The organism is Streptomyces sp. NPDC089424, from assembly GCF_044749345.1.
Taxonomy (GTDB): Bacteria; Actinomycetota; Actinomycetes; order Streptomycetales; family Streptomycetaceae; genus Streptomyces.
On sequence record NZ_JBIVHU010000001.1, the window covers coordinates 1,403,021 to 1,423,385 of the forward strand.

Here is a 20,365-nt window from a genome sequence, read left to right on the forward strand (position 1 = left end):
GCCGCCGGGGGGGGGGGCGGGGGGGGGGGGGGGGGGGGGCCCGCGGGGGGGGGGGGGGGGGCGGGGGCCGGGGGCGGGGCGGGGGGGGGGGGGGGGCGGGGGGCCCCCCCCCCCCCCACGTCCACCGCACACGGACTCGGCGGATCACAGGTTTCCGTTCCGGGCGCCGCAGATGAGCAGCAGGAATGCTCTCTTACCGCATTTGGTCAAGTTGAGTAAACTTTCAACGAATCCGTCCTGCCTGACCGGGCGCCCGACCGGTGGTAAGTTCGTATACCAGTTGTATGCAACGGAGGGGGTCGCTGTGGCATCGGGACGGGACAAGGCCTACGCCTTCCTCAAGGAGCACGTGCTCACCGACCCTGAGCTGCAGGGCACTTTTCTCTCCGAGCAGGAGCTCGCCGACCGCATCGGTGTCTCGCGTACGCCGATCCGGGAGGCGCTGCTGCTGCTGGCCGCCGAGGACCTGGTGCGGCTGGTGCCCAAGCGCGGGGCGCAGATCGTGCCGCTGACGGGGCGCGAGCTCAACGAGCTGATGGAACTGCGCGGGATCGTCGAGCGGTACGCGGCCGAGCGGGTCATCGCGGACGGCAAGGCACCGCTGGAGGAGCTCCGGGAGATCCTGGCGCGGCAGCGGGCACTGAGCGGGCCGGAGTTCGCCAAGGAGTTCATCGCGGTGGACCACCTCTTCCACGCGACGCTCGTGGCCGCGGTGGGCAACGTGCTCCTGGACCGGCACTACGACGGGCTGCGCAGCCGCCAGGTCCGGGCCGGTGTGGTGGCGCTGTTCAACCAGCACGGACGGCAGGCCGCGGTGCTGGAGGAGCACCACGCGATCCTGTCGGCGATCGCCTCCGGGGACGCGGGCGCGGCGCGTACCGCGATCGACGGCCACCTGGACTCGACCCTGAAGGTGTTGCTCTCCGGCTGGTAGCGCGTGCCGGTGGCCGGTGGCCGGTGGCCGGTGGCCGTTTGCCCGTTGCCGGCTCCCGGCCGGGTCAGGCCCTGCCCAGCCTGCGGTTGTCCAGCACCGGCACCGCCCCGCGCACCGACGAGACCTCGCGCGGATCCAGGTCCGCGACGAGCAGCCCCGGCCCCTCCTGGAGCCGGCCGCGGACGGTCCCGTCGGGTCCGATCACCGCGCTGCACCCGATTCCGGTCGGCGCCTTCGACGTCGTCGGTGTGCCGGCGGCGGCCGGATCGGCCTGGTCCACGGCGGCGAGCCAGAGCGTGGCGTCCAGCGCGCGGGCCCGGGTCAGCAGTTCCCACTGGTCGCGCTTGCCCGGCCCGGCGCCCCAGGAGGCGGGCAGAAGGGAGACGACCGCACCGGCGTCCGCGTGCGCGCGGAAGAGTTCGGGGAAGCGGACGTCGTAGCAGGTGGCCAGTCCGACACGGACGCCGTCCACGTCGAGGGTGACCACCTCCGAGCCCGGGGCGACGGTGTCGGACTCGGCGAACCCGAAGGCGTCGTACAGATGGATCTTGTCGTACGAGGCCTCGACGCCGGCCCCCGTGGCCAGCAGGGTGTTCGTGACCCTGCCGTCGGGTGCGGGGCTGAACATCCCGGCGACGACCACGAGGCCGGTCTCCTCGGCGATGTCCCGGACCCCCGTCGCCCAGGGGCCGTCCAGGGGTTCGGCCAGGGCCGCGAGCGGGGTGCCGAAGCAGGCCATCGTCGCTTCGGGGAAGGCGACGAGCCGGGCGCCGGACTCGGCGGCACGGCGGGCCTGTTCGCGGACCACGGTGAGGTTCCGCTCGGGGTCGGGGCCCGTGGTGATCTGGCTCAGCGCGATGCGCACGCGGGTCGTGTCCTTTCGGGTGCTCGGGTGCTCGGGTGCTCGTGTGGGGGGCGTCAGCCGGTCGTGACCGCGCTCTTCGGGCCGACGGACGTGTCCGCCACCGTCGGAGCGGCCTCCTCGGCGGGCGCGTCGCGGCCCATCAGCAGTCCGGTGAGCGTGACCGCCGCGGCGATCGCGATGTACAGGGCCAGCGGGACCCAGGAGTGGTACGCGTCGAGCAGTGCCGTGAAGAGCAGCGGGGCGACCGCTCCACCGATGACACCGGCCAGTGTGTAGGCGAGTGAGGAGCCCGTGGAGCGCAGCCGCGGGTCGAACTGCTCGGCGATGAATGCCGCCTGAGGTCCGTACATGAACGAGTGCAGGACGAGGGCCACCACGACGCCCAGCGCCAGGAGCGCCCAGTTGCCGCCGCTGGCCATCGGGAAGAAGACGAACGGCCAGACTCCCGCGAGGGCCGCGGAGACCCCGTAGACGAGCCGGCGGTTGACCCGGTCGGACAGCGCGCCGGCCAGCGGGATCAGCAGGATCTGAAGCGAGGAGCCGATGAGTACGGCGGCGAGTGCCGACCCCTTCGACATCCCGAGCTCGCCGGTCGCGTAGGTCAGGACGAAGACGGTGAACAGCGCGTACAGCACGTCCGGGGCGACCCGGCTGAGGATGGCGGCGGCGAGCAGCCGGGGGTGCGTGGTCAGTACTTCCTTGATGGGCGCCGCCGGGCGGTTGTGCTCGGCCTCCATCGCCTTGAAGACGGGCGTCTCCTCGATCTTCGTGCGGATCCAGAGGCCGAAGGCGACCAGGACTCCGGAGAGCAGGAACGCCACGCGCCAGCCCCAGGACAGGAACTCGTCCTCGCTCAGCAGGGCGCCGAGCGCCGCGAGCACACCGTTGGCCAGGAGGTTTCCGGCGGGCGGGCCTATCTGGGCGGCGGACGCGTAGAAGCCGCGGCGGCGCGGGTCGCCGAACTCGCTGGACAGCAGTACGGCCCCGCCCCACTCCCCGCCGACCCCGATGCCCTGCGCGAACCGCAGCAGGACCAGCACGATCGGGGCCGTGACACCGATCGAGCCGTAGGTGGGCAGCAGGCCGATGAGAAGGGTCGCGGCGCCGATCAGGACGAGCGTCGTGATGAGGACCTTCTTGCGGCCGATCCGGTCTCCGAGCCGGCCGAAGACGAAACCGCCCAGAGGACGGGAGACGTAGCCGACCGCATACGTGGAGAAGGCCAGCAGGGTGCCCGTGGTCGGGTCCTCGGAGGGGAAGAACAGGTCACCGAAGACGAGTGCCGCGGCCGCGGAGTAGATGGCGAAGTCGTACCACTCCAGGGCCGTGCCGGTCAGGCTGGCGAAGAAGGCGCGACGCACCGCGCCTGCGTTCTCAGGCTTGTTCACGTTGTCCGTCCGTCCTTGTGAGGCGGGTGTCCGGGCCGAGCACGCGGGTCGACCTTCCGGCATACTTGTTGTATACAGGCCGTATGCGCAAGCCCTTGGCGCAAAGTCGACCGCTCCGATGTCACGACCGATGTGGAGAGACGCATGGCCCAGCTGACCTTTGAACTCCCCGACGGCTCGACCCGCGACGTCGACGTCGTCCAGGTCCTGAACGCGGGATACGCGGGACGCAGCCAGGACGACGTCGCCGCGCATGTCGCCGAGCTCGCCGAGCTGGGCGTCCCCGCGCCGTCCGTCACCCCGGCGCTCTACCCGGTCTCGCCCTACCTCGCGCAGCAGACCCGGTCGGTCAGTGTGCAGCACGACCGCACCTCGGGTGAAGCCGAGTGGGCGCTGGTGGTGGACGGCGACGGAGAGCTGTTGCTCACGGCGGCCTGCGACCACACCGACCGGGAGCTCGAGGTGCACGGCGTGGCCTGGAGCAAGAACGCGGGCCCCGACGTGCTGGCGCGGCGGGCGTGGCGCCTGTCCGACGTAGAGGAGCGGCTCGACCGGCTGACGCTGCGGGCGTGGGTCACGCACGGAGGCGAGGAGAGCGTGATCCAGGACGGCACGCTGGCGGAGCTGCTCACGCCCAGGTACTGGGCGGACGTGCTGCGGGACAGGGGTGACCTGGTGCCGGGGACGGTGCTGATCTCGGGCACGATCCCCATGGTGGAGGGGGTCGACCAGTTCGCGGCGCACTGGCGCGTCGAGCTGGGGGACCCGGACACGGGCGACGTGATCGGCCTGCGGTACGACGTGGTGGCGATGGCGGCGCCGATCGGCTGAGGGCGGCGCGCGGCTCAGCCGGCCCGCCGGACGTTCGCGAGGACGAGCACCGTGTCGTCATGAGGAGGGTGCGGCAGCAGGCGCGCCAGGATGTGGTCGGCCATCTCCTCCAGCGGACCCGACGCGCCCCTCAGCGCGGTGCGCAGCAGCGCGGTGCCCTGGTCGATGTCCCGGTCCCGCGCCTCGATGAGGCCGTCGGTGTAGAGGGCGAGGGTCGCGCCGTCGGGGAGGTCGACCTCGGTCGTCGCGAACGGCTGTCCGCCGACTCCCAGGGGGACGCCGAGGACGTCACCGATCGTCTCGACGGTGCCGTCGGCCCGGAGCACCAGCGGCGGGGGATGGCCGGCGTTGGCGATGCGGGCCCGGCCGCTCCTGGCGTCGTAGCGGATGTAGAGGCAGGTGGCCAGCTCGATGCCCGCCTCCACCGCGCAGGAGTCCAGCTCGGCGAGCAGGTCGGCCGGGTCCTCCTTGTGCCGGGCGAGGGCCTTGGCCGTGATGCGCAGCCGGCCCATGTTCGCCGCGGCCTGGACGCCGTGCCCCATCACGTCGCCGACGACGAGCGCGACCCGGTCGTCGGGCAGCTCGATCACGTCGTACCAGTCGCCGCCGACCTCCGTGACGCGGCTGCCGGGAACGTAGCGGTGGGCGACGTGCACGTGCACACTGGGTGCCAGGGCGGAGGGGAGCAGGGCACGCTGGAGCGTCAGCGCGATGTCCTGGACGCGGCTGTAGAGCCGCGCGTTGTCCAGGCACAGGGCCGCGCGGGACGACAGTTCCGCGGCGAGGCCCAGGTCCTGTTCGTCGAAGGTCGGACGGGCGGCGGAGCGCCCGAACATGGTGAGCCCCTGAACCGTGCCACGGGCGATGAGCGGGACGATGGTGATGCAGGTCAGGCCGCTGTCGAGGAGCAGTCGCGCGCGTGCCTTGTGGAGGACGGTCGTCGTCGCGAAGTCCGCGTCGACACCGAAGGTGACGGGCCGGTTGGTCCGCAGTACCTCATGGATCCTGGAGCCCGGTGGGTACGTCACGGTCTCCAGGCCGCTGACCAGCTCGATGGCGGGCGGCGGCAGGACGGTGCCGGAGGCGATCCGGCGGGTGATCAGCGGTTGTCGGGGATCGAAGACCTCGGGGTTGCCCAGCCGGTCCACGAGTTCCACCACGGCGGCGTCCGAGAAGTCCGGGACCGCGGCGTCCACGAGTTCCTGGGCGGTGACGCCGACGTCCAGGGACGTGCCGATCCTGGCCGTCGCCCGGTTGAGCAGGGCAAGTCGCTGACGTGCGGCGGTGGCTTCGAGGATGGCCCGTTCCCGGTCGGTCACGTCCACCATGAGTCCGCCCAGTCCGGGCCGGGTGCCGGCCGCCCGGTTCAGCGGGAACCACGTCACCGAGCGCACCTGGTCGCGGTCCGGGTGGCCGGGGGTGCGCAGTCCGACCAGCGTGCCGACCACCGGTGGGCCGCCCGCGACGACGGCGCGGAGCATGTGGCGGTGTTCACCGCCGTCAGACGTGATCATGATGTCGTCGACGGGGCGCCCGAGGTGGCTGTCGACGGACATGCCGTCCATCTCGGCCAGCGCCTGGTTGAGGTGGACGTACCGCAGGTCCTCGTCGAGCATCACCAGGCCGATGGGGCACGTCTCGAAGAGGGCGTCGAGGAACGCGAGGTTGGTCTTCACCCTGTCGAGTTCGTCGCTCCTGGCCGCCAGGCCCATCACCACCGAACGCCCCATGGCCCCGGTCACGGGGAAGACCCGGAACCCGCAGTCGAAGACCGCGCCGCCACGGTGCAGTACCGGCAGCCGGCCGCGCCAGTAGCCGAGGGTCCGGGCGAGCGTCGCGAGCCTCTCGGCGGCGCCGGGGCTGCCCTCGGGCGGGCCGGGGAAGAGGGAGGCCGCCGGCGCGGACAGGATTCCGTCGGGGGCGTGCCCGAAGAGGCTGTGGGCGCCGGGGCCCCAGAAGCAGATCCGGTCCTCCTCGTCCATGCCGAAGACGGCGATGGACACGTGTTCGAGCAGGGAGCCGGGCTCCGACCGCAACGGCTCCCTCTCGTCTCCCGGCCGATCAGGTCGCACAGCTCGTTCCTTCCGCCTGAGGCGCGCGGGTCGCGCGGCCGCTCCGGGAGCACTCCGGGAGCACTCCGGGAGCGGTGGACAAACCCGATCGCCTTTCCCCATTGTGGGCAAGACGGGCTATTACCGCTCAAGACGCACCATGATCGCCCATCCGTGACGGCGACTGACCGAGAGTGACGTGCGGTGGGTCCAGCGGTACCGCTTCGCGCGTGTCACACATTTCAGATGTCCTTTGTCATAGGGGTTGTAAGCAGCAAACGACCCGCCGACCCAAGGAGTGCAGTGATGACTGGTCCCGTTCTTGAACCCGCGGCGCAGGAGATTGCAGATGCGACGGCCAACCCGCCGTTCCTCTACGAACTCGGCCCGGAGGGTGCCCGGAAGGTCCTGGACGACCTTCAGGCGGCGCCGGTGGCGAAGCCGGACGTCGAGGAGAAGTGGATCACCGTGCCGGCCGAGGTGGGCGATGTGCGGGTACGCATCGTCAAGCCCGTCGGCAGCGCGGGCACGCTGCCCGTCGTCCTGTACGTCCACGGCGGCGGCTGGGTCCTCGGCAACGCCGGCACCCACGACCGGCTGGTGCGCGAGCTGGCCGTCGGGGCCGACGCCGCCCTCGTGTTCGTCGAGTACGACCGCTCCCCGGAGGCCAGGTACCCGGTCGCCATCGAGCAGGCGTACGCGACCGCGCGGTGGATCGTCGCGAACGGCGCCGACGAAGGCCTGGACGCCTCGCGCCTGGCGGTGGCCGGCGACTCCGTCGGCGGCAACATGACCGCCGCACTGACCCTCATGGCCAAGCAGCGCGGCGACGTGACCTTCGTGCACCAGTCCCTGTACTACCCCGTCACGGACGCGGCCCAGGACACCGACAGCTACCGGGAGTTCGCCGACGGGCCGTTCCTCACCGCGCGGGGCATGGCCTGGTTCTGGGACTGCTACACCACGGACCCCGCCCAGCGGGCCGAGATCACCGCCTCGCCGCTGCGGGCGACCCTGGAGGAGCTCGCGGGCCTGCCGCCGGCGCTTGTCATCGTCGACGAGAACGACGTGCTGCGCGACGAGGGCGAGGCCTACGCCCGCAAGCTGACCCAGGCCGGGGTCCCCACCACGAGCCTGCGCTACAACGGCATCCTGCACGACTTCATGATGCTCAACCCGCTGCGGCCCACGCAGGCCACAACGGCCGCTGTTCAGCAGGCCGTTCACACCCTGCGCAGCGTCCTGCACGGCAACTGAGACTCGGCGACCGAGACTACCGTGCTGCGCGTCCGCAGCACCTGAACGACCTCGACAGAGCTGACCTGACAGCTCTTCCGCGCCCGTGCGCGCGGAACTCATGGGCGTAGAACTGTGATCATCCGGTTCCGCCCCCGCGCACCGTGCGTTTCCTCAAGACCTGCGGCAGTCATGCCTGCCGCATGCGGCCATGTCCACTGTTCGGACCGGCCGACAACCTCTGCCTCGAAAGGGCCATTTCGTGAACCGTCATTCGCGCCTTCGGCGTGCCCGGACACCTCTCACCCTCGCGGCCACGGCGGCTGTCGCCACCGGGCTCCTCGCCACCACCGTGGGTCCGGCCAGTGCCGCCAAGCCCGCGCCCTCCAAGGCCGGCAAGCCGACCGTCGTCCTCGTCCACGGCGCGTTCGCCGACTCCTCCAGCTGGAACGGCGTCATCAAGAGGCTGAAGCAGCACGGCTACCCGGTGGTGGCCGCGGCCAACCCGCTGCGGGGCGTGAGCATCGACGCCGCCGCCGTCAAGAACCTCCTCGCCGCCATCGACGGGCCGGTCGTGCTCGTCGGGCACTCCTACGGCGGAGCGGTGATCAGCAACGCCGCGCACGGCTCCGACAACGTCAAGGCGCTCGTGTACGCCGACGCCTTCCTTCCCGACAAGGGTGAAAGCGCCAACGAACTGGCGAGCAAGTTCGAGGGCAGCGTCATCGGCAAGGTCCTGCGCCCCGTCCCGATCACCAACCCCGACGGCTCCAAGGACTTCGACTTCTACATCGACCAGTCCAAGTTCCACAAGGCCTTCGGTGCGGACGTCCCCGCGAGCACCGCCGGACTGATGGCGGTCACCCAGCGCCCCGGCACCGGCACCGCGCTGAACGAGCCGTCCGGTGAGCCCGCCTGGAAGACCATCCCCTCCTGGGCCGTGGTCGGCACCAACGACCGGATCATCCCCCGGGAACTCCAGCTCTACATGGCCAAGCGCGCCGACGCCCGCATCACGGAGGTCAAGTCCTCCCACGCGGTGAGCGTGTCCCAGCCGGACGCGGTCACCCGCGTCATCGAGCGCGCGGCGCGCACGGTCCGCTGACCGGCGCAGCCCATGGGGGGAGGGCCGTCACCGGGGTGCCGGTCCTTCCCCCCTCCCACACCGGCGCCGCGGACGAGACCAGTTGAGGAGTGAACGCATGACCCACAGGCGAGTACTCGTCACGGGCGCGTCCAGAGGGATCGGCCGCGCCCTCGCGGAGCAACTGGCGGGAGAAGGCCACACCCCCGTGGGTGTCGCCCGCAGCGCACCGCCGTCCTTTCCCGGCGAGTTCCACGAAGCCGACCTCGCCGACCGTGCGGCCACCGACCAGGTCCTCGGCGCGGTGCTGGGCGCGGGACCGGTCGACGCCGTGGTCAACAACGTGGGAATGGTGCGGCCCGCGCCCGTCGGGGAGGTCGCGCTGTCCGACCTCGACGCGGTGCTCGACCTGAACGTGCGCACCGCCGTCCAGGTCGTGCAGGCCGTCCTGCCCGGCATGCGCGAACGCTCCTGGGGCCGCGTCGTGAACGTCACCAGCCTGGTCGCCCTCGGACTGCCCGACCGCACGTCCTACGGCGCGGCCAAGGCCGCCATGGAGTTCCTGACACGGGGCTGGGCCGGAGAGCTCGCCGCACACGGCATCACCGTCAACGCGGTCGCCCCGGGCCCCACCGAGACCGAGCTGTTCCGGGCGAACAACCCGCCCGGTTCGGCCTCTGCCGCCCGCTACCTGGCGGGCGTCCCCATGGGGCGGTTCGGGCGCCCGCACGAACTCGCCGCCGCCATCGCCTTCCTGCTCTCCGAGAACGCCGGGTTCGTCACCGGCCAGATCCTGCGCGTCGACGGCGGCGCGAGCGTCGGGCGCGCCTGACAGCGGCACACCCCCCTCCTCTGCCGACTTCGGTGCGCCGGGGTTCAGGTTCGTGGGGCGTCGGGGTGGGTGGGGGTGAAGTCGTCGTCCACCAGGCCGAGCCGGTGCGCCACCACCGCGGCCTGGACGCGGTTGCGCAGGCCGAGTTTCTGCGTCGCCGCGGAGACATGGGTCTTCACCGTCGTCACGCCCAGGTGGAGTGTCCGTCCGATCTCCGCGTTCGACCGCCCGGCACCGACCAGGGCCAGTACCTCGCGTTCGCGCGGGGTCAGAGCGGCGAGCCGATCGGTGCCGTCGACGGCGCGGGCGGGCACGTGGGAGTCGCGGTGGGACTGCACGGCGCGGGCGAGCACCCGGGTCAGCACGGCGGGCGCGAGGAGGTGTTCACCGTGCACGGCGCGGCGCACGGCGTCGAGCATCGACTCGGCCGGGCCGTCCTTGAGGAGGTAGCCGACGGCGCCGGCGCTCAGCGCCCCGTAGATCTCGGCGTCGTCCTCGAACGTCGTCAGCATCAGCACATGAGTGCCGGGCACGGTGGCGAGAGTGCGGCGGGTGGCCTCGATGCCGTCCATGCGGGGCATCCGCAGGTCCATGAGGACGACGTCGGGGCGGAGTCGTTCGGCCAGCCGGACCGCCTCGTGGCCGTCGGCCGCTTCACCGACGACGTCCTCGCCCGCCGTGCGCAGCAGCAGGGTCACGCCCGCCCGCACGATGGCCTGGTCGTCGGCGACGAGGACGCGGATCATGACCGTCCTTCCAGGGGCAGGAGGACGTTGAGGCGCCAGCCGTCGCCCGATCGGCCGGCGGCGAGTGTGCCGCCCAGCACCTCGACCCGCTCGCGCATCCCGGTCAGGCCGTGTCCCGAGGGCGGCAGCGAGGTGGTCGGCGGCAGCCGCAGCGTGTTGGCGACGTCGATGACCAGGCGGTCGCCGCTCACCGCCACCGTCGCCGCGACGTCGGAGCCGGCACCCGCGTGCTTGAGGGCGTTGGTGAGGGCCTCCTGCATCACCCGGGCAGCCGTGATCCGCAGTGCCAGCGGTACGCGCGCCGCCTGCTCGTCATGGGTGAGGGTGACGCGCAGCCCGGCCCTGCGGCTGCGTTCGACTGCCTCGGTGATCATGCGCTCGGGGTCCGTGACGGAGTCGGGGCTGTCGGGGTCGCGCAGGATGCGCAGCAGTCCGCGCAGATCGACCAGGGCCTGGCGGGCGCTGGACTGGATGGAGTCCAGACCGGCCAGAGCCGCGTCGAGCCGGTCGTGCGGGTCGGGGGCGTGCGTCGCGGCGTACCGCGCAGACCCGGCGTTGAGCGCGATGGCCGACACGTGGTGGGCCACCAGGTCGTGCAGGTCTCCGGCGAGGCGGGCGCGTTCGGCCATGCGGGCGGCGCGGGTTCCGGCGACCCGGTGCTCCTCGGCCTCCCTGGCCCGCGCCTCGGCGACGCCCGCTGCCCGGCGTACGGCGGCGAGGTAGCAGCCGAAGGCGACCGGCGCGGCGACGGCCAGCGCGGTCGACAGGACGAGTACGACCCCGTCGGCGCCCTCCAACGGGTGGTCGGGGTCACGCCCGATGCTGACCAGGACGGCGGTGAGCGTCGCCAGGTAGGACGCGGCGGTGATCCGTTCGCCGTGGCGGAGGGACACCGCGCCCAGTGCCACGGCGGCGGCCAGCGGCGCCACATGACTCGCGCCGGGCATGGTCACGTCGATCGTGATGACCAGCGCCAGCTCGGTGAGCAGCGCGGCCAGGGGCGCGTACCTGACGAGGACCAGGGCGAGGGCGGCGGCCTGGACCAGCACCCACTGGAGCGCGGGACGGTCGGGGGAGGGGCCGGTGACGACGGTGGCCGCGCCGACGCCGGCCGCCGCGAGGGCAAGCGGGACGTCCAGCTTCAGGCGGCGCCGCAGGGATGCGCTCACGGCCTCACCGTACGTCCGGCTCCGCACCGGGCGTCTCCTCCTTGTGGCCGCCCCGCCCCCTCCCAACGGCCGTGGCCCCGGCTGGGCGCAGGAAGCCGCTCCCACCTGCGCGGATCTAGCGTCGGCAGCGTGGCCGGGGCACGCCGGTGCGGGCCGGAGCCCGCCGTTTCGTGATCCGTCCGGGTCCGCGGGCCCGGACGTGCCGGGGCGAGAGCGGCGCACGGGCAGGACCCCGGCCAGGGATGCGCAGTCCATGAGTGAGAGAGGTCCTTACGGTGTCGTTCCTGTGGGAGTTCCTGCGGAGTCCGCTGACGGTGGGTGCCGTGGCGCCCAGTGGCCGGGCGCTGGCCGAGGTGGCCGCCGCGTCGGTACCGAGCGGCGCGGGGGAGCCGGTGGTGGTCGAACTGGGCCCGGGCACCGGCGCGTTCACCGCGGTGATACAGCGGCGGCTCGGAGGTCGCGGCCGGCATGTCGCGGTGGAGCTGAACGCCCGGTTCGCGGCCCGGCTCGCGCTCGCCCACGGGGGCGTCGACGTGGTCCGCGCCGACGCCCGCGACCTGCCCGCCGTCCTGGCCGAACGAGGACTGAGCGGTGCCGATGTCGTCGTCAGCGGCCTGCCGTGGGCGGCGTTCTCGTCGCGCGAGCAGGGCGATGTGCTGCAAGCCGTCACCGAGGTGCTGCCGGCCGACGGGGTCTTCACCACGTTCGCCTACGTGCACGCCCGGTGGATGGCGCCGGCGCGGCGGCTGTCGCGGGCGCTGCACGCGCGGTTCGACGAGGTCGTCGTCGGCCGCACGGTGTGGGGGAACCTGCCGCCCGCCCTCGTCTACCACTGCCGCCGTCCGGTTCCGGCGTCCGTCCTCCGGCTCACCGGCGCATGACCCACGCAGCGCGGCCGGAGCCGCCCCGAACGGCCTCCGCTGCCCGCTGACCCTGCCCATGCCGACGTAGTCCCGTACCCGAGGTGGCCTCAGACGGCGGGCCGGCGCAGACCGTCGACGATGAGGTCGAGGATCCGGGCCGCCCGCTCCTCGCCCCCGCGCGCCGGGTCGATACGCCAGAGCACGCTCAGCTGGAGCAGCACGTCCTCGGGGTCCAGGCCCGGCTTCAGGGAGCCGTCGGCGGCACCGGCATCGAGCAGCAGGGCGAGGGAGCGCAGGAACGGCCCGTAGTTCTCGTCGTCGCGCCCGTCGTTCGTGGCCGCGTGGATCACGTCCGCGACCGCGAACTTCAGCCGCCCGTAGTGCGCGATCTCCGTGAACCACAGGCGGAGCGCGTCCACCGGGTGGTGCGCATCCAGCAGGACAGGGGGGCGATCGATGAGGTGCTGGATGTCGTTGCGGTACAGCTCCAGGACCAGCGCCTCACGCGTCGGGAAGTGCCGGTACAGGGTGCCGATGCCGACACCGGCCTGTTTGGCGATCGCGGTCAGCGACGTGGACCCGGAAGCGGCGAGCGCCTCACGGGCGACGTTCAGGATGCGCTCCCGGTTGTCGCGCGCGTCCTTCCGGGTCGGCTTCGTGGGCGATGGCGGTTCCACGGCTGGGGACGTCCTCTCCTCGGGTCGGGGTCCGCCGAGGCTGCGGTGCGGGGCGACGGGCGGACCGGGGCTGGAATTGCTAGACGGAGGGCCCTCCGTTACGTTGGGGGAGTTCCGGAGGGGGCTCCGTTTTTCATTCTTCCATACCCCGCAGAACCTGGAGGTTCTTCATGTCCGAGCTGGTCCTCGTCACCGGCGGCACCGGTTACATCGGCGGCTGGTGCATCGCCGAGCTGCTCCGTCGCGGCTACGACGTCCGCACCACCGTGCGGTCCGCCGACCGCGAGAAATCGGTCCTCGACGCCCTGTCCGGCGAGGTCGACCCCGCGGGCCGGCTGAGCTTCGCCCATGCCGACCTCGCGCACGACGCCGGATGGGAGTCGGCCCTGGAAGGCGTCGACCGGGTGCTGCATGTGGCCTCCCCGCTGGGCATCTCCTCCGGCGCGGACCCGGAGGCGATGATCGACGTGGCCCGCGACGGCACCCTGCGCGTCCTACGCGCCGCGACCGCCGCCGGTGTCCAGCGGGTCGTGATCACCTCCGCCGCCAACACCGCGAGCCCGTCCTCGTACACCAGCGAGGGCGTCACCGACGAGACGCTGTGGACGGACCCGGAGGACCCCACGCTGATTCCCTACCGCCGCTCCAAGACCCTCGCCGAGCGGGCCGCCTGGGACTTCATCGCGGAGCACACGGGCCGCACGGAACTGACCACCGTGCTGCCGGGCGCCGTGTTCGGGCCGATCCTCACCAAGGGCAACATCGGCTCCGTCGGCATCGTCGCCCGCATGCTCTCCGGGAAGATGCCGGGCGTCCCCCGGATCGGTCTGGAGGTCGTCGACGTACGGGACCTCGTCGACGTGCATCTGCGCGCGATGGAGTCACCTGCCGCGGCCGGCCAACGCTTCCTGGCCACCGGCGAGTTCATGTGGATGCGCGAGATGGCCCGCGTCCTGCGCGACGGCCTCGGCGACGACGGCCGCCACGTGTCCACCCGGCAGATCCCCGACGTCGTCGTCCGCCTCCTGGCCCGGTTCCGTGACCCCATGCTGCGGGAGATCACCCCCTCCCTTGGCCGTCGCAACCGGCACACCACCGAGAAGGCGAGGACCCTGCTCGGCTGGCAGCCCCGCCCGGCCCGGGAAACCGTCCTCGACTGCGCCACGAGCCTGTTTGCCCACGGGGCCGTCGAACGCGGCTAGGGTGGGGGCGATGGGGTGTCGTAGGGGTGAAGCAGCAGGTCAGGACGGATCCGGGGTCGAGGAGCGAGCGGAGCCTGCTGCCGGTGCTCGGCGTGTTTGTCGTGCGGGCCGCGGTACTGGAACGCGTTCTTTCGCTGTTCGGTGGACCGGCGACGTACGTGCTCTGCGGTGACGTCGAAGGGCTGTCCGCGCGACTCGACCGGGAAGCGAGCACGAACCGGTGGCTCCTGCTGGCCGGCCTCGTGCTGTCCGTGAGCGCGCTGGGAATCTCGCGCCTAGGCCGCGGACGCGCTCTTCCCGCGCTCCTGCTGTTCTCGGTTCTCGCCCTGGTGATCCTCGCGGACGGCCGTGCGGCGCGCGCGGACGACATCGCCCGGCAGATCGCGGCAACCCAGACCTGCGACGAACCCACGAACCTCCACGACACCTCCCGGGGCTGGTTCGACTGGTGATCGTTTCCTCCTCCGCGAACCAGGAGTGCTCGACGCCCCGGCCCCACACGACGTGATGGCTCCGGAAGGTAGCAACCAGCCCCGTATCAGCGGCGCCTCATGGCGGCTTGGACCAGGGTGTGTGCCAGGGTCGTGCCTTCCTGGAGGCTGTCGGGGGAGAGGGGCTGGAGGGCCAGGGCGCCCTCGTGCAGCACCAGGAGTCGGGTGGCGAGGCCGGCCGGGTCCGAGCAGCCCGCCGCGGCGGCCAGTTCCTCGAACAGGTTCCGCAGCCAGAGCTTCTGGCCCGCGGCGACGCGGTGCGCGGGATGCGCGGGGTCCGGCAGTTCGGCGAGCGCGTTGAGGAACGCGCACCCGCGACGGTTGGTCTCGCTCCAGGTGCGCAGTGCCTCGAAGGGCGCGGTGACGGCGTCGCCGGGGGAGTCACTGGCGTCGACGGCGGCCCGGACGAGGGAGCGCCAGCGTCGGTCGCGTTCCGAGAGGCAGGCCGCCACGAGGTGGTCCTTCGACCCGAACTGGTTGTACAGGGTCCGCTTGGTGACGCCGGAGTGCTCGGCGATGAGATCGACCCCGACCGCGGTGATCCCGCGCGCGTAGAACAACTCCTCGGCGGCCGCCACGATGCGGCGGCCGGCCGGCGTCATCGGCCGCGTCTCGTGCACGACGCCCCCTTCACTGATCGGTGTACGGTGGGAGATGTTCACAGATCAGTATACCGACGGGAGGTCCAGGGATGAGCGTGTCCCAGTCCATGCGAGCGGTACGCATCACCGGGCACGGAGGACCGGAGGTACTCGAAGTCGCCGAGGTCCCCGTCCCCGTGCCGCGGACCGGGGAGGTGCTGGTCCAGGTCGGCGCGGTGGCCCTGAACAACACCGACCTGTGGACCCGGCAGGGCGCCTACGGCCGCCCGGGGGACCCGCAAGCACTGTCGGGCTGGCGCGGCCCCGTCGACTTCCCGCGCATCCAGGGCGCCGACGTGGCCGGACGGGTCGTGGCCGTCGGGCCCCGCGTGGCGGAGAGCGTCCTCGGGCGCCGCGTGGTCGTCGACCCCGCGCTCTACGACTCCGAGGGACCGGACGCCCACCCGGTGGGCCTGATGGGGAGCGAACGGGACGGCGGATACGCCGAGTACGTGACATCGCCGGTGGAGCGGGCGCACGACGTGACCGGCTCCGCGCTGACGGACGACCAGCTCGCGACGTTGCCGACCGCCTACGGCACCGCGCTGGGCATGATCGAGCGAGGCCGCCTGCGACAGGGCGAGACCGCCCTGGTCTCGGGAGCGTCCGGCGGCGTCGGCCTGGCGCTGGTGCAGCTCGCCCGGGCGCGCGGCGCACGGGTCCTCGCCCTCAGCAGCGGTCCCAAGATCGACGCGGTGCGCGCAGCGGGCGCGCACGCGGTCGTCGACCGCTCGGGGAACGTCGCCGAGCAGATCCGTGCCGCCGCCCCGGACGGTGTGGACGTCGCACTCGACGTCGTGGCGGGCGAACTCGTGCAGGAGGGGCTGCCGTTGCTGCGCGAAGGGGGCCGATGGGTGGTCGCCGGCGCACTCGGCGGATACGACGTGGCCTTCGACGTGCGCCGCATCTACCTGCACAACGCACAGGTCATCGGATCCTCGATGCACACGCCCGCGCACTTCGACCTCCTCATGGGCATGGCGCGACGGGCCGAGGTCCAGCCCGTCGTCGCCGCGACGTACCCGCTGGAGCAGGCCGCGCGGGCGCAGGAGGAGCTTGCGCGCAGGGGCCACGTGGGGAAGATCGTCCTGCACCCCTGAGGCCGGCAGAGCAACATCACCGTCGCCGGCTTCGACGCCGGTGCCTATGCGTGAGCGGCGTCGGTCAGGTGACCAGCAGCCGGTTGAAGAACGACCGGTAGTGGCGCAGGGCCTGGCGAAGGTCCTCGGTGTTCGCCTGCTCGCCGCGGTTCCACTGCCCTTCGAGTTCCTGCTTGTGGTCGGCGAACGTGGTGGCCAGCTGCTGCATGACGTCGGCGACGAGCGCGTCCGCGGTGTGCACCGCGTCGCGAGGGTCGTCGACGAACTTGTTCTGCACTTCCTGCCAGCGTGTACGGAAGCCTTCCTCGTCCTCCGTGGTGAGGAGCTGCGGCACCTCGTCCTCGGCCTGTCCGCCCTGCGCCACGGCTTCGCGCTCGGTGTCGGCGGGGGGCGCCACGGCCTCCTCGTCGGCGGGCCGCCCGGGTGTGTCGGTGCTCTCGCCGGGGAAGGTCGGCACATCGGCCGTCGTGCTCGGCGGGCCCTCCTGTGTGGGCGCCGGGTCCCGGGGGCGGGCGAGGTCTTCGGTGGACAGGCCGCTCGCGCCGGCGGTGTCGGGTATGTCTCTGCGTTGCATGTCTCCTCCATTCCGAGGGCCGGTCCTCGCCGCCCGGACCGGGGCTGCCGCGGCCCTGTCGGCCGCGCGGATCAGGCCGGGGCGTGGCGACGCGGGCCGCCGCCGTCGGACAGCAGTTCGTCGAAGAGGGCCCGGTAGTGCACCATCGCCCCGCGCAGCTGTTCGGTGGTCGCCGCGTGCCGGGTGCTCAGCTCGTCGACGTCGTGGGCGGCCCGGTAGTGCTCCAGCGTGCGGCTGTGCTCGACCGAGAGGTCCCTGAGCTGCTGCTCGTAGTCCTGGGTCGGGTAGCCGCGCTCGTGCATCAAGGAGGTCACGAGGCGATCCGCGTCGTGCACCGCGTCCTCGGGGCGGTCCACGAACTCTTCCTGCACGCTGTTCCAGTCCCGGGAATACCGGTCCCTGACGCCGCTGTCCAGTGGCTTGATGTCCAGCGCGTCGTGCCGCTTCTCGCGGGCCCTGAGCTCACGCTCGCCGGCCATGCGGCTGTCGGCGTCCTCCACCGTCCGCCCGTACTCCGGGCCGAAGCGCTCCTGCAGCTTGCGGCGGCGCATGAACATGGAGATCGCGAAGGCGACCACGGCGATCACTACCACCAGGGGAATGATGATGGCCAGAAGTGTCCCTGTTGACATCAGGCAGGCCTCCTCACTTGCGGGCCCTTTTGTGCCTTTCTCTGCCGAATTGCCGCTTCTTTGCCTTTGAAACGGAGTGCGGAGACCCGGGCGCCGAAGACGCCTCGGACAGGCCGCACCCGGGTGAGGTGTCACCCGGGTGCGGCCGAGCCGGATCAGCAGGTGGCGTTCAGACCGGCCCAGTTGGCCCGGTCGTTGTAGCCGCCGTCCCCGGCGTCGCCGACGACCAGGTCGAGGACCCGGACGCCGGTCAGGTCGACGTCGGCCTCGCGGACGTCGTCGCGGCCGAGCACACCGCTGTCGAACAGCACCCGGCCGTCACCGATGACCTGGAAGGTCGACGTGCCGCCGTCGGGGCCGACGTTGCGCACCGCGTCGTCGATGCCGACGGTGGTGGTCAGCCGGGTGCACCGGTCGCCCAGGTAGTAGCGCACCGTGGAGGGCGAGGCGACGCCGATGCCGGTCGGGTGGACCTGGCCGAGCATGCTGATCGGGGACCAGCCTCCGACACTCCGGTCGACCGTCGGGCTCATCCACCCGCTGGTGGCGCTGATCCAGTCGTGGTGCGACAGGACGACCTCGCCGTCCGGAGCCGCCGGTGCCACGACCACCGCCGTGTCCGTCGTCTGCCGCAGCCGTCCCTTGCCGATCACCTCGTACGAAGTGGTGGCGGTCAGCGTGGCGTTGCCCGGCGTGGCGCCGGGCGGCAGCGTCACTGTGAAGGCCGAGGTCGCGGAGCGGTTCGGGTTCAGCAGCTTCGGCGCCCGGCCGAGCGGCCGGGCCGACCAGCCCGCGGGCACCGCGAGCTCGACCCGCGGCGCGAGGACCGGCCGCGCACCGTCGTTGCGGACGGTGACCTCGACCCGGGCCTGGTCGCCGCCGGCCATCACGGGCGCGACGCCGGCCGGCACCGTGTCGCCACCGACCTGCGTCACCTGCGGCAGACCCGCGACGACGTGCGGAACGCCCGGCTTGCCCGTCGCCCGGCTCACCCGGAACAGGGCCGCGCCGTGGGCCGGGACGGCGGCACTGATCGTGCCGGCGCTCTCGGTGACCTGGTCGGTCCAGGCGTTCTTCAGAGTGAACCGGTCCCCGTGCAGCCCGACCGACTTGGCGGTCGTGGTCACCGTCGCCGGGCTGTCGCCCCGGTTCAGCAGCACCACGGCGCGGTCACCGTCGGCCAGACGCTTCACCCAGGTCTCCGTCGTACCGGCGGGGCCGACGCGGACGGCCTGCACGCCGGCCGTGTCCTGGTTGATCGCGAGGACGTCGCGGTCCTCGAGGATCCCGAGCGAGGTCTCGCTGAGCTTGCGGACGTCGCTGCCGATCACGAGCGGCGCGGCCGCCACCGACCACAGCGTCATCTGGGTACGGAACTCCTCGTCGTTCATCCCCAGCTCGGGTCCGAGGTAGTCGGGGTCGTTGAAGTGCCCCGGCCCGGCGACCTCGGGGTGCCGCGCGTTCGCGTCGTAGTTCCGCAGCACGTCCTTGAACTTGATCTCACCGACGAAACCCACGTCCGTGTACGTCCGCCAGGACTGCGCGATCCCCGGCGCGTAGCTCCAGGAGTACGTCGACTGCTGCTCCTCCGGGTAGTCGCCCCAGTCCGGGGAGGTCACCGGGTTGCAGAGGTTGAAGATCATGGGGCGCCCGGCGGCGTTGTTCCGCAGCGCCTGCGCGAACTCGGTGAAGACGGTCTTGGGGTCGAGGTCCGCGGCGATGCCGCAGAGGTAGTCCACCTTGACCGCGTCGAACTCCCAGGCGGCGAACTGGTCCGCGTCACGCTGGTAGTAGCCGTGGCTGCCGAGTCCGCACTTGCCCGGGATGTAGGGGCCGGCGTCGGTGTAGATGCCGGCCTTCAGGCCCTTGGCGTGGATGTAGTCGACCAGCGGCTTCAGTCCGTTCGGGAACTGGTCGGGGTTGGGCACCAGGTCGCCGGCCGAGCTGCGCGGGGTCGGCGCCGCCCAGTTGCCGTCGATCCAGACGTACTCGTAACCGGCGTCCCGCAGGCCGCTGGTGACGAGGAAGTCGGCTATCGACCTGACCTCGGCGTCGGTCGGATCGCCGCCCAGTGCGTAGTAGGTGTTCCAGCCCATGTACGGCGTCGGGCTCAGCACCTGCTCAGGTGCCGGCGCCGTGCCGACGGCACTGCCGGCCGCGGGGGCGGCGACGGCGGGCGCGTTCACGACCAGCAAGCCGGCCAGAAGAGCCAGGAGGACGGTGAGATGTCGTTTCACATCGGATCCTTCGCTGTCCGATCAGGCGTGCCGACCCGTCCCGGTCGTGAGTGCGAGGTGCCGTTCCCTCGCGGAGGGTGCGGCGGTCGTGCTGCGGACCGGTCGATGCCCGCGCGCCTGCGGGTTGTTGCCAGGATCTTGCAGGGGTTACCGAGGCGCGTCAATAATAATTCCTAAATTAAGAGTTACCGGGATCTCGTCCTCGTCTCCCTCAACTGCCGTGCGTCGACGGACAGGTGAGATGAAGTCGCACCTCATGGCGGCGTCGCCCATGCCCGTGCCGGGTGGCTCGATCTGTCGTAGACACGGGGATCGCGCCCCCGGAGACTGGGGCGGTTCCCGGCCGCGACAGCCCCGCCGGCCGCGGCGAGTTCACCTCCTGGAGGCCGCATGCGCACTCACCTGGCCGCTGCCCTCAGCGCCGTGGCGCTGACCACGGGCACGCTCCTGGGCGCCCCGGCGGCCACGGTCCACGCCGCCGACTACCCGATCAGCGAGTTCGACGTCACCATCGGGAACACGTACACGCGAGGCCTCATCACCTGGTACGACCGGCAGGTCGTCGTGTTCGGGGAGCACAAATCGGTGAGCGACGCCGATCTGGCGAGCTGCCGGGCGACCCGGGCGTACACCCTCGACAGCCATGACGGGCAGTTGGGCGACGGACTCAGCGACAACGTCGTGTGCGGCTCCAGCGCCCGTTTCCACTTCAGCGTGCCGGCGGATGTCTCCGGAGGGGCGGCGGTCGTACGGATCTGCCTCACCGACGGTCTCCACAAGCCCCTGCGCTGCGAGCGTTACGGGCGCTGATC

Annotated in this window: 20 protein-coding genes; 10 read left to right on the plus strand and 10 right to left on the minus strand. The window is 72.0% G+C overall.

Features of this window, described 5'->3' with window-relative positions; all coding sequences use genetic code 11:
* Nucleotides 1-304: 304 nt before the first annotated feature.
* Nucleotides 305-934, plus strand: coding sequence for a GntR family transcriptional regulator (locus ACIP2X_RS06110; protein WP_401668106.1), 630 nt, complete (start codon nucleotides 305-307; stop codon nucleotides 932-934).
* 64 nt (nucleotides 935-998) lie between these two features.
* Here the strand turns inward: ACIP2X_RS06110 and ACIP2X_RS06115 are convergent, their stop codons facing one another.
* Complete coding sequence (locus ACIP2X_RS06115) at nucleotides 999-1,799, minus strand: carbon-nitrogen hydrolase family protein (protein WP_401668109.1); 801 nt, start codon at nucleotides 1,797-1,799, stop codon at nucleotides 999-1,001.
* A 53-nt stretch (nucleotides 1,800-1,852) separates the two neighbouring features.
* Nucleotides 1,853-3,187 (minus strand): MFS transporter, encoded by a 1,335-nt coding sequence (locus ACIP2X_RS06120; protein WP_401668111.1) that lies wholly within the window; start codon nucleotides 3,185-3,187, stop codon nucleotides 1,853-1,855.
* A 144-nt stretch (nucleotides 3,188-3,331) separates the two neighbouring features.
* On the opposite strand from ACIP2X_RS06120, the gene ACIP2X_RS06125 reads away from it, so the two are divergent.
* Nucleotides 3,332-4,018, plus strand: coding sequence for a DUF2848 domain-containing protein (locus ACIP2X_RS06125; protein ID WP_401668113.1), 687 nt, complete (start codon nucleotides 3,332-3,334; stop codon nucleotides 4,016-4,018).
* A gap of 14 nt (nucleotides 4,019-4,032) precedes the next feature.
* Here the strand turns inward: ACIP2X_RS06125 and ACIP2X_RS06130 are convergent, their stop codons facing one another.
* Nucleotides 4,033-6,090, minus strand: a complete 2,058-nt coding sequence (locus ACIP2X_RS06130) for a SpoIIE family protein phosphatase (protein ID WP_401668115.1) — start codon at nucleotides 6,088-6,090, stop codon at nucleotides 4,033-4,035.
* A gap of 285 nt (nucleotides 6,091-6,375) precedes the next feature.
* Here ACIP2X_RS06130 and ACIP2X_RS06135 point away from each other — a divergent pair, with 285 nt between their 5' ends.
* From ACIP2X_RS06135 to ACIP2X_RS06145, 3 genes are all read left to right on the plus strand, one after another.
* Nucleotides 6,376-7,326: an alpha/beta hydrolase gene (locus ACIP2X_RS06135; protein ID WP_401668117.1), complete on the plus strand. Its 951-nt coding sequence runs from the start codon at nucleotides 6,376-6,378 to the stop codon at nucleotides 7,324-7,326.
* Between the two features lie 241 nt (nucleotides 7,327-7,567).
* Complete coding sequence (locus tag ACIP2X_RS06140; protein ID WP_401668119.1) at nucleotides 7,568-8,410, plus strand: alpha/beta fold hydrolase; 843 nt, start codon at nucleotides 7,568-7,570, stop codon at nucleotides 8,408-8,410.
* A gap of 97 nt (nucleotides 8,411-8,507) precedes the next feature.
* Complete coding sequence (locus tag ACIP2X_RS06145; protein WP_401668122.1) at nucleotides 8,508-9,221, plus strand: SDR family oxidoreductase; 714 nt, start codon at nucleotides 8,508-8,510, stop codon at nucleotides 9,219-9,221.
* A gap of 44 nt (nucleotides 9,222-9,265) precedes the next feature.
* Here the strand turns inward: ACIP2X_RS06145 and ACIP2X_RS06150 are convergent, their stop codons facing one another.
* Nucleotides 9,266-9,967: a response regulator gene (locus tag ACIP2X_RS06150; RefSeq protein ID WP_401668125.1), complete on the minus strand. Its 702-nt coding sequence runs from the start codon at nucleotides 9,965-9,967 to the stop codon at nucleotides 9,266-9,268.
* Complete coding sequence (locus tag ACIP2X_RS06155; protein WP_401668127.1) at nucleotides 9,964-11,136, minus strand: sensor histidine kinase; 1,173 nt, start codon at nucleotides 11,134-11,136, stop codon at nucleotides 9,964-9,966. Before ACIP2X_RS06155 ends, ACIP2X_RS06150 begins: the two co-directional genes overlap by 4 nt.
* 257 nt (nucleotides 11,137-11,393) lie before the next feature.
* Here ACIP2X_RS06155 and ACIP2X_RS06160 point away from each other — a divergent pair, with 257 nt between their 5' ends.
* A complete protein-coding gene (locus ACIP2X_RS06160; RefSeq protein ID WP_401668130.1) occupies nucleotides 11,394-12,017 on the plus strand; it encodes a class I SAM-dependent methyltransferase in 624 nt (207 codons plus the stop codon).
* Between the two features lie 89 nt (nucleotides 12,018-12,106).
* Here the strand turns inward: ACIP2X_RS06160 and ACIP2X_RS06165 are convergent, their stop codons facing one another.
* Complete coding sequence (locus ACIP2X_RS06165; protein WP_401668132.1) at nucleotides 12,107-12,676, minus strand: TetR/AcrR family transcriptional regulator; 570 nt, start codon at nucleotides 12,674-12,676, stop codon at nucleotides 12,107-12,109.
* 170 nt (nucleotides 12,677-12,846) lie between these two features.
* On the opposite strand from ACIP2X_RS06165, the gene ACIP2X_RS06170 reads away from it, so the two are divergent.
* Nucleotides 12,847-13,878: an NAD-dependent epimerase/dehydratase family protein gene (locus ACIP2X_RS06170; protein WP_401668134.1), complete on the plus strand. Its 1,032-nt coding sequence runs from the start codon at nucleotides 12,847-12,849 to the stop codon at nucleotides 13,876-13,878.
* A 26-nt stretch (nucleotides 13,879-13,904) separates the two neighbouring features.
* Complete coding sequence (locus tag ACIP2X_RS06175) at nucleotides 13,905-14,330, plus strand: hypothetical protein (protein ID WP_401668136.1); 426 nt, start codon at nucleotides 13,905-13,907, stop codon at nucleotides 14,328-14,330.
* 86 nt (nucleotides 14,331-14,416) lie between these two features.
* Here the strand turns inward: ACIP2X_RS06175 and ACIP2X_RS06180 are convergent, their stop codons facing one another.
* Nucleotides 14,417-14,971 (minus strand): TetR/AcrR family transcriptional regulator, encoded by a 555-nt coding sequence (locus ACIP2X_RS06180; RefSeq protein ID WP_401668909.1) that lies wholly within the window; start codon nucleotides 14,969-14,971, stop codon nucleotides 14,417-14,419.
* A gap of 89 nt (nucleotides 14,972-15,060) precedes the next feature.
* Between ACIP2X_RS06180 and ACIP2X_RS06185 the strand changes: the two genes are divergently transcribed.
* A complete protein-coding gene (locus ACIP2X_RS06185) occupies nucleotides 15,061-16,110 on the plus strand; it encodes a zinc-binding dehydrogenase (protein WP_401668138.1) in 1,050 nt (349 codons plus the stop codon).
* Between the two features lie 64 nt (nucleotides 16,111-16,174).
* On the opposite strand, the gene ACIP2X_RS06190 is transcribed toward ACIP2X_RS06185, so the two are convergent.
* From ACIP2X_RS06190 to ACIP2X_RS06200, 3 genes are all read right to left on the minus strand, one after another.
* Complete coding sequence (locus tag ACIP2X_RS06190) at nucleotides 16,175-16,684, minus strand: hypothetical protein (RefSeq protein ID WP_401668140.1); 510 nt, start codon at nucleotides 16,682-16,684, stop codon at nucleotides 16,175-16,177.
* A 71-nt stretch (nucleotides 16,685-16,755) separates the two neighbouring features.
* Nucleotides 16,756-17,316, minus strand: a complete 561-nt coding sequence (locus ACIP2X_RS06195) for a hypothetical protein (RefSeq protein ID WP_401668142.1) — start codon at nucleotides 17,314-17,316, stop codon at nucleotides 16,756-16,758.
* A 155-nt stretch (nucleotides 17,317-17,471) separates the two neighbouring features.
* Entirely contained in the window at nucleotides 17,472-19,553 is a 2,082-nt protein-coding gene (locus tag ACIP2X_RS06200; RefSeq protein ID WP_401668144.1) for an NPCBM/NEW2 domain-containing protein, read from the minus strand.
* Nucleotides 19,554-19,943: 390 nt separating this feature from the next.
* Here ACIP2X_RS06200 and ACIP2X_RS06205 point away from each other — a divergent pair, with 390 nt between their 5' ends.
* Nucleotides 19,944-20,363 (plus strand): hypothetical protein, encoded by a 420-nt coding sequence (locus ACIP2X_RS06205; RefSeq protein WP_401668147.1) that lies wholly within the window; start codon nucleotides 19,944-19,946, stop codon nucleotides 20,361-20,363.
* Nucleotides 20,364-20,365: the final 2 nt, after the last annotated feature.

Excerpts from the sequence above, each read along its gene's own strand:
- ACIP2X_RS06170 (WP_401668134.1), top strand. The coding sequence starts at position 12,847 with ATGTCCGAGCTGGTCCTCGTCACCGGCGGCACCGGTTACATCGGCGGC.
- ACIP2X_RS06190 (WP_401668140.1), bottom strand. The coding sequence starts at position 16,684 with ATGCAACGCAGAGACATACCCGACACCGCCGGCGCGAGCGGCCTGTCC.
- ACIP2X_RS06205 (WP_401668147.1), top strand. The coding sequence starts at position 19,944 with ATGCGCACTCACCTGGCCGCTGCCCTCAGCGCCGTGGCGCTGACCACG.
- ACIP2X_RS06180 (WP_401668909.1), bottom strand. The coding sequence starts at position 14,971 with ATGACGCCGGCCGGCCGCCGCATCGTGGCGGCCGCCGAGGAGTTGTTC.
- ACIP2X_RS06185 (WP_401668138.1), top strand. The coding sequence starts at position 15,061 with ATGAGCGTGTCCCAGTCCATGCGAGCGGTACGCATCACCGGGCACGGA.
- ACIP2X_RS06150 (WP_401668125.1), bottom strand. The coding sequence starts at position 9,967 with ATGATCCGCGTCCTCGTCGCCGACGACCAGGCCATCGTGCGGGCGGGC.
- ACIP2X_RS06145 (WP_401668122.1), top strand. The coding sequence starts at position 8,508 with ATGACCCACAGGCGAGTACTCGTCACGGGCGCGTCCAGAGGGATCGGC.
- ACIP2X_RS06195 (WP_401668142.1), bottom strand. The coding sequence starts at position 17,316 with ATGTCAACAGGGACACTTCTGGCCATCATCATTCCCCTGGTGGTAGTG.
- ACIP2X_RS06125 (WP_401668113.1), top strand. The coding sequence starts at position 3,332 with ATGGCCCAGCTGACCTTTGAACTCCCCGACGGCTCGACCCGCGACGTC.
- ACIP2X_RS06135 (WP_401668117.1), top strand. The coding sequence starts at position 6,376 with ATGACTGGTCCCGTTCTTGAACCCGCGGCGCAGGAGATTGCAGATGCG.